19 protein-coding genes are annotated in these 12,289 nt (G+C 51.9%); 2 read left to right on the forward strand and 17 right to left on the reverse strand.

Features of this window, described 5'->3' with window-relative positions; all coding sequences use genetic code 11:
- Window positions 1–162: 162 nt before the first annotated feature.
- The 14 genes from ACSZO4_RS21645 to ACSZO4_RS21710 all read right to left on the reverse strand — a co-directional run bounded on the left by ACSZO4_RS21645 (window position 163) and on the right by ACSZO4_RS21710 (window position 9,163).
- Window positions 163–444 (reverse strand): phage tail assembly protein T, encoded by a 282-nt coding sequence (locus ACSZO4_RS21645; protein ID WP_437891126.1) that lies wholly within the window; start codon window positions 442–444, stop codon window positions 163–165.
- 23 nt (window positions 445–467) lie between these two features.
- Window positions 468–836, reverse strand: coding sequence for a phage tail assembly chaperone (locus ACSZO4_RS21650; RefSeq protein ID WP_437891127.1), 369 nt, complete (start codon window positions 834–836; stop codon window positions 468–470).
- A 32-nt stretch (window positions 837–868) separates the two neighbouring features.
- Window positions 869–1,579, reverse strand: a complete 711-nt coding sequence (locus ACSZO4_RS21655) for an immunoglobulin domain-containing protein (RefSeq protein WP_437891128.1) — start codon at window positions 1,577–1,579, stop codon at window positions 869–871.
- A gap of 62 nt (window positions 1,580–1,641) precedes the next feature.
- A complete protein-coding gene (gene gp17 / locus ACSZO4_RS21660; protein WP_437891129.1) occupies window positions 1,642–1,989 on the reverse strand; it encodes a tail completion protein gp17 in 348 nt (115 codons plus the stop codon).
- Window positions 1,986–2,435, reverse strand: a complete 450-nt coding sequence (locus tag ACSZO4_RS21665; protein ID WP_437891130.1) for an HK97-gp10 family putative phage morphogenesis protein — start codon at window positions 2,433–2,435, stop codon at window positions 1,986–1,988. Before ACSZO4_RS21665 ends, gp17 begins: the two co-directional genes overlap by 4 nt.
- Window positions 2,432–2,770: a phage head closure protein gene (locus tag ACSZO4_RS21670; RefSeq protein WP_437891131.1), complete on the reverse strand. Its 339-nt coding sequence runs from the start codon at window positions 2,768–2,770 to the stop codon at window positions 2,432–2,434. The genes ACSZO4_RS21665 and ACSZO4_RS21670 overlap by 4 nt, the downstream gene beginning before the upstream one ends.
- A gap of 9 nt (window positions 2,771–2,779) precedes the next feature.
- Window positions 2,780–3,100 carry a head-tail connector protein gene (locus ACSZO4_RS21675; protein WP_437891132.1) on the reverse strand — a complete coding sequence of 107 codons (321 nt, stop codon included), beginning with the start codon at window positions 3,098–3,100 and terminating at the stop codon, window positions 2,780–2,782.
- 76 nt (window positions 3,101–3,176) lie between these two features.
- Entirely contained in the window at window positions 3,177–4,400 is a 1,224-nt protein-coding gene (locus ACSZO4_RS21680; protein WP_437891133.1) for a phage major capsid protein, read from the reverse strand.
- A gap of 9 nt (window positions 4,401–4,409) precedes the next feature.
- Complete coding sequence (locus ACSZO4_RS21685) at window positions 4,410–5,009, reverse strand: HK97 family phage prohead protease (RefSeq protein WP_437891134.1); 600 nt, start codon at window positions 5,007–5,009, stop codon at window positions 4,410–4,412.
- Window positions 5,002–6,228 carry a phage portal protein gene (locus tag ACSZO4_RS21690; protein WP_437891135.1) on the reverse strand — a complete coding sequence of 409 codons (1,227 nt, stop codon included), beginning with the start codon at window positions 6,226–6,228 and terminating at the stop codon, window positions 5,002–5,004. The genes ACSZO4_RS21685 and ACSZO4_RS21690 overlap by 8 nt, the downstream gene beginning before the upstream one ends.
- Window positions 6,218–6,379 carry a hypothetical protein gene (locus ACSZO4_RS21695; RefSeq protein ID WP_437891136.1) on the reverse strand — a complete coding sequence of 54 codons (162 nt, stop codon included), beginning with the start codon at window positions 6,377–6,379 and terminating at the stop codon, window positions 6,218–6,220. The genes ACSZO4_RS21690 and ACSZO4_RS21695 overlap by 11 nt, the downstream gene beginning before the upstream one ends.
- On the reverse strand, window positions 6,376–8,133 hold the full coding sequence (locus tag ACSZO4_RS21700) for a terminase large subunit (protein ID WP_437891137.1): 1,758 nt from the start codon (window positions 8,131–8,133) through the stop codon (window positions 6,376–6,378). Before ACSZO4_RS21700 ends, ACSZO4_RS21695 begins: the two co-directional genes overlap by 4 nt.
- On the reverse strand, window positions 8,133–8,630 hold the full coding sequence (locus ACSZO4_RS21705; RefSeq protein ID WP_437891138.1) for a phage terminase small subunit P27 family: 498 nt from the start codon (window positions 8,628–8,630) through the stop codon (window positions 8,133–8,135). The genes ACSZO4_RS21700 and ACSZO4_RS21705 overlap by 1 nt, the downstream gene beginning before the upstream one ends.
- A 185-nt stretch (window positions 8,631–8,815) precedes the next feature.
- A complete protein-coding gene (locus ACSZO4_RS21710; protein WP_437891139.1) occupies window positions 8,816–9,163 on the reverse strand; it encodes an HNH endonuclease in 348 nt (115 codons plus the stop codon).
- Between ACSZO4_RS21710 and ACSZO4_RS21715 the strand changes: the two genes are divergently transcribed.
- The gene (locus tag ACSZO4_RS21715; protein ID WP_437891144.1) at window positions 9,139–9,435 is read left to right on the forward strand and encodes a hypothetical protein; all 297 of its coding nucleotides are present in this window, start codon (window positions 9,139–9,141) and stop codon (window positions 9,433–9,435) included. The two genes, ACSZO4_RS21710 and ACSZO4_RS21715, sit on opposite strands and share 25 nt — an antisense overlap.
- A gap of 1,022 nt (window positions 9,436–10,457) precedes the next feature.
- Here ACSZO4_RS21715 and ACSZO4_RS21720 read toward each other — a convergent pair.
- Genes ACSZO4_RS21720 through ACSZO4_RS21730 form a run of 3 tightly spaced genes read right to left on the reverse strand, consistent with a single transcriptional unit; the run spans window position 10,458 to window position 11,772 of the window.
- Window positions 10,458–10,928, reverse strand: a complete 471-nt coding sequence (locus tag ACSZO4_RS21720; RefSeq protein ID WP_437891140.1) for a lysis protein — start codon at window positions 10,926–10,928, stop codon at window positions 10,458–10,460.
- Complete coding sequence (locus ACSZO4_RS21725) at window positions 10,925–11,416, reverse strand: TIGR02594 family protein (RefSeq protein WP_437891141.1); 492 nt, start codon at window positions 11,414–11,416, stop codon at window positions 10,925–10,927. Before ACSZO4_RS21725 ends, ACSZO4_RS21720 begins: the two co-directional genes overlap by 4 nt.
- Before the next feature lie 2 nt (window positions 11,417–11,418).
- Complete coding sequence (locus tag ACSZO4_RS21730) at window positions 11,419–11,772, reverse strand: phage holin, lambda family (RefSeq protein WP_437891142.1); 354 nt, start codon at window positions 11,770–11,772, stop codon at window positions 11,419–11,421.
- Window positions 11,773–12,002: 230 nt separating this feature from the next.
- Here ACSZO4_RS21730 and ACSZO4_RS21735 point away from each other — a divergent pair, with 230 nt between their 5' ends.
- Entirely contained in the window at window positions 12,003–12,221 is a 219-nt protein-coding gene (locus ACSZO4_RS21735; RefSeq protein WP_437891143.1) for a hypothetical protein, read from the forward strand.
- Window positions 12,222–12,289: the final 68 nt, after the last annotated feature.

The raw sequence follows: 12,289 nt of genomic DNA on the forward strand, positions 1-12,289 counted from the left end.
GATTCGACACCCATATCAAAACCGGTAACTCTCAACCTTTCAAGGTCAAGTGTCAGATCAAGTCGCGACTAATACAGGTAAGGCTAATACAGATAAGGACTCCACTGAACCCCACCGATTAAATCGCACCTTCCTTAATCCTAATGAGAATCTTAAAGAAAGTCATTTGCTAGCTGCCATAAATGCTGCCTCGAGGCCAGCAAACGGATCTCCCTCATCTGCCTCTTCTTCACTGCTCGACCATTGCAATGTCGCTTCGTCAATCCCTACCTTGACCCCCTGAGACCCATAAATAGCGGAGACAAGCTGGGCGTTACGTATATCAGCGCGAATGTCGCTAATAGGGTTTTCACGATCATATTCAGCCCACATCATCAGCTCGCCCACTGACAAGGTGTTTCGCAGTTCGCCCAGCGTGCGTCCCATCCGAAGCGCCAGCGACATCAGGAACTGCATGCCAGGCGTTTTTACTTTTCTTTGGCTTCCTCTGCGCCGGTGATCAGATTTAGTGCGCGCTTCAGCAACCGGGCATGCACCGGTCCATAAATACCCGCAACATCAGCGGCATCATCCGGGGAAAATACTGGCTGCTCGTCTACATCAAGCAGGACATCAATAAACAACGTCACATCGGCATCAAGATTTCGCTTCATGCTTTCAGATACCGACAGTTCGGTTTCAGTATCGTTCTTTACGATATTCTGCCAGCGTAACCACGCTTCAGCAGATGGCTCACGAAGAATGACTTTTTCGCCTTCCCACTCAGGCACTACGACAGAAAGATGGCGAAAACCTGCCATCTTCGACATTGCCAGGGCTTTGATATTTTTTGCCATTAAGTTACTCGCCGGATAACCGGCGATCTCCATTAGTTAACGGTGACAGTGCATTCAGCTGAGGTAATGACCTGCTCAGGCGTTCCCGAATCCGTGACTTCGCAGGTGTAAACCCCGGCATCGCCAGAGACCGCACTGGCCTTATTAAAGGTTGCAGCTGTCTGACCGGAAACAACCGTGGCACCTTTTTTCCATTTATAGGTGTATGGTGCCACACCACCACTTGCCGCGACCGTCATTGCCAGTGCCGAACCAGCAGTTACCGACAGTGTCGGAGAAAGATCGGTATCGAAAACCAGAGTCGAAACCGCATCGATGTTTTCCGGCTTGCCTTTCAGGCGCAAACTGAACGTAGCCGCAACGACACCGTTGGTTTGTGAATCCCAGGTGTGCTGGCGCACTTCGGCGCGGAACAGGAAGCCATTGCCAGAGGGGAAAAGGATTTTGAAGCCATACACTGCATCAGTGTCGTATGCGCTTCGCAGCGTATCCTGCGCCGGATTGCGGTAAAAGTTACCGCTAAGCGACATCTCAGACGCTGCCGCCAGGCCGTTGATATTCTCCTGCTCATCAGAACAGAGAGTTGTTACATCAATGTCCTGCTTTTGGCCTGCCGTGAAGCTGGCCTGCTTAATGGTGCAGCTCAGGTTAAGAAAGGTTGCAGTTTCGAGTTCCGCTGCAGTGACAGGTACGTTAGTAATGAGCACCTGCGTTTTTTGCGCACGTTCGAATAACGCTGACATAGTGTTCTCCAAAAAAGAAAACCCGGCGCAATGGCCGGGTTCGGGACGGGATGGGGTATTAATTAGACGATGATAATTGCTTCAAGCGTTGCACGGTGTAACTGGTTTTCAGGTTCATATCCGGGAAACTTACTCAGATTTTCCAGCCCTAGCGGTGAGAGCTGCTCGACTACCTGGTCTCTGATAGCCCTGGCGTCTTTGATCCTCTTTGCATAAACATCAACCTGAATCGTTATGCTGGTTTCTGATGGGCCGCACAGCGTATCGGCGGATACCTCAGAAGGAAGTGAAAACACGATCCACGGTGGCGTGATGTCAGGCTCCCCTGCCTTGTTTAACGGCACTACATAGGGATACACCTGACCTCCAGCCAGCGTGGAAATCAGTGCATAAATGTCGTCTTCAGTCATTTGCTGAACACCTGATCGATTGCCTGGTTAAGGCGCCGTAGCGCAGCCTGATACGCTTCATCCTGCATAACGTCGAACGCTGGCCGAACGAAAGGATGTGCAGGAGTTGTCACTGTTCCCAACTCCACAAAGCGCCAGTAAAACGCATTGCGTGGGTTGTTGCCCTTCATCGTGTTGTCGCTGTTACCGGTTTGAGGGTTGCGGCCAAGGATGTGAATGCCAGATGAGATCTGCCCTTTCGCTACGCTACCCTGAGTAACGACAACAATGTTTTTCTTCAGCTTACCGGTTCTCACTGGCGCTCGGGAAATAACCTCCTCACGGAGCACGCTGGCACCAGCACGGGTTGCATCACGGAGAACTTTGTTGTTTTCGGCTTTACTCAGAAGATCGAGATCTTTAGCAATATCTCCAAGCGCTGAAAAATCGAGGTTGTAATCAATCATTTTTCAGTCCCCTGCTTACAGAGAATTTCGAGGCGGGTGCGCTTTGCGTCGGGAACGGGTGGGCCGACAACATTAATGGTGGTCCCTGCAAATGGCCCTGTCAGAACCTTAAGCCGAGAGGCCGCAGTTATATCACGCCGATATCTCACCCACGTTCGGATCGTTGCTTCTGCTGTTTCCGCACCAGACTGCAGTTGTTCGCGACCGCTAATACCCAATACCTCGGCCCTGATAGTCTTGCCATCCTGCCATTCTTCAATCGGTTGACCTGACGGATCGCGAACAGAGATAAAATTGAGGATGGTAACGCGGTGCCGTAATCGTCCAGCCTGCATAGCACCTCCTTACAAAGGAATGTAACGGTATGGTTCAAGCAGTGATTCAAAGCCAAACGGGAATGACGTAACAATGTTACCGACATTAACCTGTTCACGATTTTCATACCAGTGCCCAGATAGCAGCAATAACGCCAGAAGCACATCATTTTCAATAAGCAACCCGTCAGGATCGCTTTCAGGCACTTCAGTTTCGTAAAGTTTGCGATTAATGAAGTTTTCAGCCTTCCTTTTCGCTGATCCGAAGTAGATAAGTAACATCTCATCTTCGGTCGAATCATCACTGTCGATACGACACTGCGCCCGCAAAATTTCGATTGTTGTACTCATAGTTAATCCTATGCCCGCCAGATAGCGGGCATAAAAAAACCGCTTACGCGGCTGTTGTGGTTAACGTAGCAACTAATTATGCAGGTTTGCCCGTCAGCGCCTTAATCGCCGCGGTATCTTCCAGCACACAATCGAAGCGATGGAAAGCCAGGAACGCAGTCTGGTCATATTCCGCGTAACGCTCAACCAGGCGCTTGAGCGTCATATAAGCCACTCGGCGAATGATGAAGCGGTTGAAGTCACCGAAGAATGCGAATTTCGCCCCCGCCGCGATGTTCGGAATGGCCGGATCAATGACATACGGCGTCTGGAGAACTGTTGCCGGCGCACCACCGATGATGCTCGGTAACCAGAGCGGGCGGCCCTGACCATCTTCCATCTCTTCAATCGCCTGCAGGGTTGTATCGTTGAAAGCAAAGCGCACCTGCGGGCCGTTGCGGTACGCAGGATCAACGGCGTGTTTCAGCGCGTTAAGCTCTTTCCAGGTGAACGCAGTAGCGGATGCTGTCGCTTTGGTGCCTGTCACGGATGCGGATAACCCCTTTGGCTGTAATGGAGTACCAGCGCCGGTGCCAAGAACCAGATATTTGGCTTCACCGCGACCAATACGGGAGGCAATGCGCGAGGCCAGAAACGCTTCAATATCCACGCCGCTATCCTGCAGGAGTTCGTTGGACACGCGGATGATTTTTGAAGACAATTTCTTTGCACCGAGAGAAGCCCCACCGAATGCTACATCTTCTTCGCTGGTTTCGGTGTTTTCGCCAAGCAGTTCACCTTCTTCCGTGGTGCCGTCCGACGTTGACCAGGAGATATCTTGCCCGTTCGATGTGTTGAGGATCTGCGCCACACTGGCAATCCCCCCATACGCTTTCATTGATTCGACAATCTTATTCAGCATCTGGATCGGGACGGTGTAGCCACCTTTTGCATCCGGCGACGTTCCCTGTGCGCGCAGCTCTTTAACAGCCTGACGCTCTTCGGCAGAAAGCTCGCCAAAGCCATGGCGCAGGAATTTATCAAATGCAGCTGCGCGACGTTCGGCCTGCTGATTTTCAGGTGTGTTTTCACGCTGCTGCTGGCGCTGTTCTTCGTCCTGGTTATCAATATACATCTGGTCATGACGACGCAGCTCCTCTTCACGCCCGATTTTTTCATCCAGGGAATCAAGCTCGGATTTCATCGCGCCCCACTGGCCGCGCTGCTCTTCCGTCCAGGTGGTTTCGCCCAGTTTTTCATGCAGTGCACGCATATCGGCGGCGATGGTATTTCGTTTTTGCTTAAGTTCGTGCAATTTCATGGTTTTTCCTTACGCGTTGATCAGGGTCAGCAGGCGCTCGCGCGCCATTCGTTGGTTAATGGCGTTCTGTAGCGCGCCGCTATCACGCGCCTCCTGCCAGGCTTTCATTGAACGGACGCCGGAATCAGCATCCTGATAGGCCGGATAAGTCACCGGCGAGACGTCGTATAGTCGGGAAAATTGGCTGATTTCGCGGATCACCACCCCTTCTTCATCCTCGTACCAGCGCTCGCCGTCACGGGCGACGCGGAAAGCAAAGGAAGACTGGTTGATATCCCCGCGATACATGGGCGCCAGAACCAGATCACGGATGGTTTGTGTTTCTGGCGCCACGATGTCGTAGCGCAGGCCTTTATCATCAACCCCAACGGTCAGCGTGCCGGAAGTGCTGCGCCCGAGAATAAAGTTAGGGTCATGATTAAAGAGCCCACGCACATCGTCGCCAAGCACGTTGTCGAATGCGCCTGGCTTGATGATCTCCCTGAACCCCCAAAGAGGCTCGGAGCGGCTGTTAAAGACAGAGCCGTAACCGATAATGTGCGTGGGCTGATCGCCCTGCTGCTCGGCACGGACTTCACCGCTGTAACAGCGGGTTTCGCGGTCACTCATCGGTTTTTTCCTCTTTTGTTTTATCGGTTTTGAAGTCATCAGCCGGATTGGCAGCGTTAACGCTCACCAGCATTTCATCCAGGCCATCAACCGGGTTCATATCCTCAAAGGCGCGGGCCTCATTGCGGCTCATCCAGCCATCGGTGATCGCGAAGTGATAGAACTGGGCGCGTTCCTGCGGGGTACCGCGTAACAATCCCGTTAGATTAAAACGGACGTAATACCCCGCGGCGCGTTCGGCACGGGTAAACAGGCGGCGGTTTAACTCCTGCTCCCAGTTCGTGACCCACGGCATCATCGTGTAGCGGACAAATTGAATCGCCTGCTGGGTGATATTGGAAAAGGTGGCCTTTTCAAGGTCGTTAATCATGTGTGCCGGGACATTGAAAATCCCGGCAATCATCGAACGATTCAGTTTCGACATATCGATGATCTGTGCATCTACCGGGGAGACGGTCAGGGCTTTGTAGTCCAGATCAGCAGGCAGCAGGACGGTTTTATTTTCCGCGCTGCGCAGCGCCGCCATCGTTTTTTGCCAGACCCCTTTAAGTCGGCTCCAGCTATCATCGTTCAGCGCAGTTTTTACTGTCAGGATCCCCGACGGTCGCGCGTTTCCGCTGAAAAATGAACTGGTGTACTGCTGCCCGCTCATCCCCATGCCAATGGTTTCAGCGTGCTGCATGATGGGTGACAGGCCCATTTTCTGGTTATTGCCCAATGCCCTGACATGGATCATGTCGTCAGGGCTTATCGCAAATGCTCCCTCTTCGTTATAAACCCCATAGGTATAGCGACCGCCGGTATTCAGTAACGTGGTTTCCCAGGGCATCGGGTTTTCAATCGACTGAACCTCACCACGCCGGGAACGCTTTACCCATCCGTAGCCGTTCCCCCAGCCCAGCACATGCCGTTGCGTCAGCTCGCGCCATTTATAACTGGTTTGCCAGATATTGGGCTCATCATGGAGCAGGTAAAACACCGGGTGATCCCGTGCAGGGCTGACGGTATTCCCGGTATTTCTCATGACATGCAGCGGCATCTGCGCCAGATTGGAGGCGATCACGTAAATACATGAGTACACCGCCGCCAGCTTCATCGCGGTAACCGGGTTAACCACAACATCGCGGCCCAGCATGCTATCGATATCGGCCATTTCCCCCGTTATCGGCGTGGCGGGGTTTTCGAGTGGTTCACTGCGGAACATTGCATCAAGTAACACGTTTCCCCCTCATTGCCGCCATCAATGCACCAGCAAACAGCAGCCCACCAGAAAACATCAGCGCAGTAGCCAGCCCATATTGCAGGTAAACGCCGCCCGCGAGCATGCCGAAACCGGCAAGCCCGATAACATCGATAATCAGTGATTTCATATAATTAACAGGTCGTCGTCTGGATCCAGACCAGAAAGAAAATCGCTAACGTCACCACCGTTCACCAGCACACGGCTCATCCCCGTAAACATCGCGGCAGGGCCGTCGATTTTCGCTTCCGGTGTGGATTTGTTGGGAAAAATGTTGTCGTTTTTGTCCGGTTTAACGGTCACGTTCGACATCATCCAGTTCATTACCGGGTGATTGGTATGATGGAAGCGACCACCGTAAACCAGCGCTTCAACCTCTTTCATGGCCTCGGAGAAGTTGCGGACTGTCTGAGGAACCTCTACCAGAGGAATTCCCTCCTCGGCCAGCGCAAGGCTAAATTGCGTAGCGCTCCAGGGGTCAAAACCCACCTCTTTCAGGCTTTGGCCGCCTATCCAGGCAATCAGGTCAGCTTTGATCTGGTTGTGATCGATGACATCCCCGTCAGTCAGCTCTAATTTTCCGAGCATGGCCCAGCCCCGGTACATCTGCGCCATTTGTTCAGAGCATTTCTCTAATCGCCCTTCGGGTAGCCAGAATTTAAAGTCAGCGTGAAGATGCCCGTTATCCGCCCGCCAGATTTTCCCCGCGGCACAGATGTCGATTTTATGAGCCAGATCCACACCAACCCACATCGGGTAAGTTTTGAGTTCATGAACCGGTGCAATATCCTCGCAGGCTTCCCACTTCATCATGTCCATCCAGGCTGATTCAGCCGTAACCCAGATATTCATGTGTTTTGTGAAGAAATTGACGCGCGCGGAAACCTGCTCTTTCGCTTTTTTCGCCAGGCGGCGCAGGTCATCCCAGCGTTTGCAGATGCCTAAGCCTGGGTTAGCCTTTTGCCACACCGTTTCATCAAACGGGTCATCACCTTTATCCAGGGTGAAAATGATGGCGAAAAAGCTGTCGTCTTTGACAGCCCCCTCAACCTTGCTGTTGTAACCCTTCAAAACCTTAATGGCGTAGTCACGCAGTTCGTAACAGATACCTTCTTTATTAAACCCGGCGGTCGTGATGCCAAACAAAAGTGACTGCAGACGTGCACCGGTTGCAGTTTCCAGAACATCCCACACGTCACGGGTTTTATGCGCATGCAGTTCGTCGACGATGCCGCAATGAATGTTCAGGCCATCGAGGTTGTTGGCGTCCGACGAGAGCGGCTCAAATTTGGAAGAGCTTTGCTCCTGGTAAATAGCCAGTTTGTTGAATTCAAACTGGCGCCCCAGCGTCGATTTCGCTTTCTTGATCATGTTTTTGGCATCTTCGAACACGATGCGCGCCTGGTCGCGGGTAGTGGCGGCAGAATAAACCTCCGCGCCCCCTTCCCCATCGGCCCCGGCCATATACAGGCCAACACCGGATGAAAGCGTCGATTTGGCATTTTTACGGGCCACTTCGTTATACGCAGTGCGAAACCGGCGAACCATCACCGGGCGTCCGCTGCCATCGTTGCGTAACACGACTTCACCTGTTTGCTCATCCACCAGCGGAATTACAAAGCCGAAGATATTGATCAGGATGAACACATGCCAGTCCATCAACTCAATAGGCTGACCGGCCAAATTGCCCTTAACATGTGGCACGAATTTATAAAAATTGAGGATGTGTTGTGCACGAGCCTCGCTGAAAAAGATATTCCGCTCTTCACCATGAGCGAGATCGTCAATAAATCGTTGGCAGGCCAGGCGCACAAACTCGCAGGCAACAATTTCCCCCGCCACAACCCGTTCGGCGTAGCGTATTCCTTCTGCAACCTTGGCCATTAATCCCTCGCTTTCATGAACTCTGCCAGCGGATCAACCGCATCGGGTTTGTTTATGCTGACTTTTGAGCGGCTGGCAGGCGTCATGCCGAATTCAGCGAGCATTGCGCGAAGACGCTTCCAGGCATCAGCTTTCATAATTGCCGCCGGGTGAGCCTTTATCATGCGTATCTCCCGCGCTTTGTCCTCGTCGCTTTCGTCTTCGTTGTAAATGGCATATGTATAACCTTCCCGCTCCAGCGTTTCGCAGTGGTGCCGGTATTCGGTGTAAACCTCCACCAGCAATTCAAGTGCACGTGCGTCGAGCTGGGAAAGCACGCCCACGGCGTCCAGTTCCTCGGCCATTCGCTTGAACCAGTATTTGCCCTGCTTATCGAAATGCTTCGGAGTTGGGGGAACCCCTGCAGGGGGTTTTGGTTCATCTTTGTTGATCGGGCGTTTGGATGGGTTCCCCCTCACCAAACTTAGATGGGTCGGGGTTTTCGGCGGTCCCGGCATAATCGAAAACTCCTATTAATGACTGGTTGGGGGTACCCAAAAAAAGTTTCGTAACCTGCGGCGATGCGAAGAAAGGTCAGGCGTCGGTCCCTTGGGCGCGCGGCTGTAGGGATTTGATCCCCCCCCTCCCCTTGATGAGAATGGATGTCATTTTCATCAAAATGATTGCATTTGAAATGATTTCACTATTGCTTCTCGGTCGCTGTCTTGCGGCGGTGGCAAGGCCAGCAGAGGCTTTGCAGGTTGGCATCGTCATCGGTACCGCCTTGAGCTTTCGGCTTGATATGGTCGACTGTCACGGCGGGTACTGCGCGGCCTTCTTTGAGGCATGACTGACATAGATGGTTGTCGCGGCAGAGGATGCGGGCGCGGCGAATCTCCCACTTGCTACCGTATCCGCGTTGATGTCTGCTCTTGCCCTGCTGATGCTGTTCCCACCCTTCGTTACGGTGCTGCTCGCAATAGCCTGAGCGGTCAGTCGTTGTGCCGGGGCAACCGCGCTTGCGGCATGCTCGCGGGATTAGCGCGGGCATCGCTCAATCCTTACCTGTCCATATCTGATGCGGCGCTGAACCTCTCCGTTCACGACAAGTATTCTCCCTTTGTCGTCACGCATAACATCCACAACCTCACCTTTAACATCGTCGGCGGTCTGGCAGCGCTTCACCTCTTCGCCGTCGAGATACACGGTGATACGTTCGCGACCGGGGATGATTCGCTCTCCCGGATCATCATCAAGCACGGTTACACGCATAATGGTTTCCTTTTAGGTGTGAGCCTGTCGCACGGGAAGACCGCCCGATAAAGCGGAATGCCCCAGGCTCACTACTGAAAGATATCGTTAGTCTGCACGTGCGAGGCGCAAATGAAATTCCACCAGCAAAAACCAGTAGCCCAGAGATGTGACTCATCACCCGCCCGGTTTGCCAATTCAACGGCCTCCCAGTCCGGTGTTGCCATGACCATTTACTCACGTAGACATTATCGGAACCACTTTCCTGTGGATTTGGATGGCATTTTTTACTAATGCGATTCGCTTCAGATGTGATTTATTTGGTATGCATTTAACTGCAGATAAATCCGGGATATGAAATGAGAAAATCAGCTTTGATTCTGGCGTTATTGCTGGCTACGGCAAGTTTGAGTGGCTGTATTCCTCCCCCTGGCCATCATCGTGGCGGGCCGCCACCCATCATTCCCCCTATCGTTCCGCGCTAAGTTCCCGCCTTATTTGCGCAGCCTTTTTCTCAAAGAATTGTCTGCGCTTTACTTTCAGCCATTCATGTCATCCACCCTGCCTGTATCTGCCCCTGTACAGCGGGCGTAAAAAACCCGGCACAGGCCGGGTCGGATTTTTACAGATTCAGATTACTCTGAGATAAGACAAAAAGATGATCAAGATCACGTTTTTATGTTAGTATCAACGGCATTGGTAATTTCTTTGTTATACTTTTGTTACATACCTGACGTGTTATGTACTTCGACTTACTCCTGGTGTGGCGTTATGACTGTATGAGAAGGAAGTAGTATCCCCTGAGAGATTAACGGACTAATCTGTAATGGATTACCCTCGGGGCTTTTTACAAAGCAGTTACCATATAACCATTTTCAGCAACAATAACCACACCTAAAGTGTAACAACTTGTAAATAATAACCACTCTCATTAACATCAAATTGAATTCAGCAGCATTTTCTTCCCGATAAGGTATCCAGCACCTGCCACGCAGGTATTACCGGCCAAAAATTCGGTTGATATCTCACCCGGTTCCTCCTCCCCCACTGGCGAGGAACTGTCTGTTCTAAAGAATGAATTTTTGCAAGGAAACTTACTTCAGACACTGGGTGTTGATGTAGTCCTGCAACCCGGCAATCATTTTGCCGCTGGTTTCGATTCGCTCTCTGAGGGTGAAATAATCCCGTTCAGCGGCGTCAGTAAGTCGGGGGCTGGCTGCATCATCCATGCCGGGGGCGCTGGCCGTTCCGTTCGCTGGACATCTGGCGTTGACGCGCAACCCACACTTACCAGAGCTAACGCAACGCTGCAGATCATCAAGCTGCTTTTTCGCATCAGCTAACTCCTTCGTGTATTTGGCGTCCAGCGCGGCAACGTCACGCTGCCGGGTCTGCATGTCGGTGATGGTATCGTTCGCCAGCGTCAGCGCACTGGTCGCTTTGTCTCGCTGGTCTTTGTAGGTGATGGCGTTGTCGCGGTAGTGATTTACCGCAACGGCCAGGAGCAAAATCAGCAGTACAATCAATATCTGCAACCAATAGCGCTTCAGCAGAGTGGAAATCATGATTCAGATACCGAACTCTGTCCTGACATCACCGGCAGCAATCTGGAGTCACGTGGTTCGTTGACTGGCCAGCGGTAACCTGACACGCGATTACGCGAGAATGCGCGGATGTTGATTGCGTCTGACTGATTGCCACCCAGCACCATCAGATCACCATTAGCCTGCTGACCTACAACAAACCCAACGTGACCGCCACCGTCGCGGGTAAATACCACAATGCAACCGTACGATGGCTCGCGCAGCTCAACACCCCAGTTAAGGTACGATTTAGCCGATTCAAATCGGGTAGATTTGATGCCTACGCGCTCAAGCATCGCGCCAACGTACGCCGCGCACCATGGCGTCTCATCATCTTTGATGCCACCGCGCTTAATGTCTTTCCAGAACTGGAGAATGAGAGGGTTGTGACGGGGGCCTTTGATTTCCAGTTGCCCTATGAATTTTTTTCCTTCCACCAGCCAGGCTGGTTCTGAATTTTGAACAGTCATAATCACACCTTGTTGTTGTCGCTACCTACACCCAGGCGGGTGCAGATCAGCCTCATAGCAAAACCACGAATGGCATCAACACCGATAAGGCCAACACCGCCACCAATGGCAACGGAAAGCGATTTAGGCCAGCCGATGTATTCAAGCGCCGATGAGAATGCGAGCGTCAGGGCGCCGCAGAGAAGTATTTCCAGACTCTTTTTCTTCCAGCCTCCTGAGCCGCCAAAATAGGCAATACGCAACCCAGCCATACCTAACGACATCAGTACCGCACCCAGCGGGGTATCGCCTCGCCACCAGCTCTGCAGCATTTCCAGCAGGCCAGGCCAGGATTGTGGGTCATTGTGCATTTTCATGGTTCCTCACCTCCGGTGATTCGGATGGCGCTGTGTGAATTGATAAGAGAGAAGTGGAGATCTGGCCTTCGGGCACTTTCGTAAAAGTGAAGGTAGGTGTGGTTCCCGAGCCCAGAAATGAAAAAACCTGCCTAACCGAGCGCTGCATGGTGCCTGGCTGGTTATGGCGGCTTGATATCTCAACTGATATGTTTAATTCGCCAGAATAAATCCATATCAAAGGAGTTGTTATGAGTGATTTTCAGTACGAGCTATATGCTCAGGTTTCAGCCCTTAAAACAGCATTAGCAGTGACTATTCAGGTTTTGCCTGATGAAAAAAAGGAAATGGTATTAAATTTACTTCAGAAGCTTTCTGAAAACGACTACACGGAGTCATTGGAATTAGTGCCAGGGAAGGTGACTGAAGTAACTATTGAAAAGATAGATAAGGCAATTAAAGTGTATTAGTCGCGACTTGATCTGACACTTGACCTTGAAAGGTTGAGAGTTACCGGTTTTGATATGGGTGTCGAATC

Source organism: Phytobacter sp. V91 (genome assembly GCF_965644225.1).
Classification (GTDB): domain Bacteria; phylum Pseudomonadota; class Gammaproteobacteria; order Enterobacterales; family Enterobacteriaceae; genus CBFFRJ01.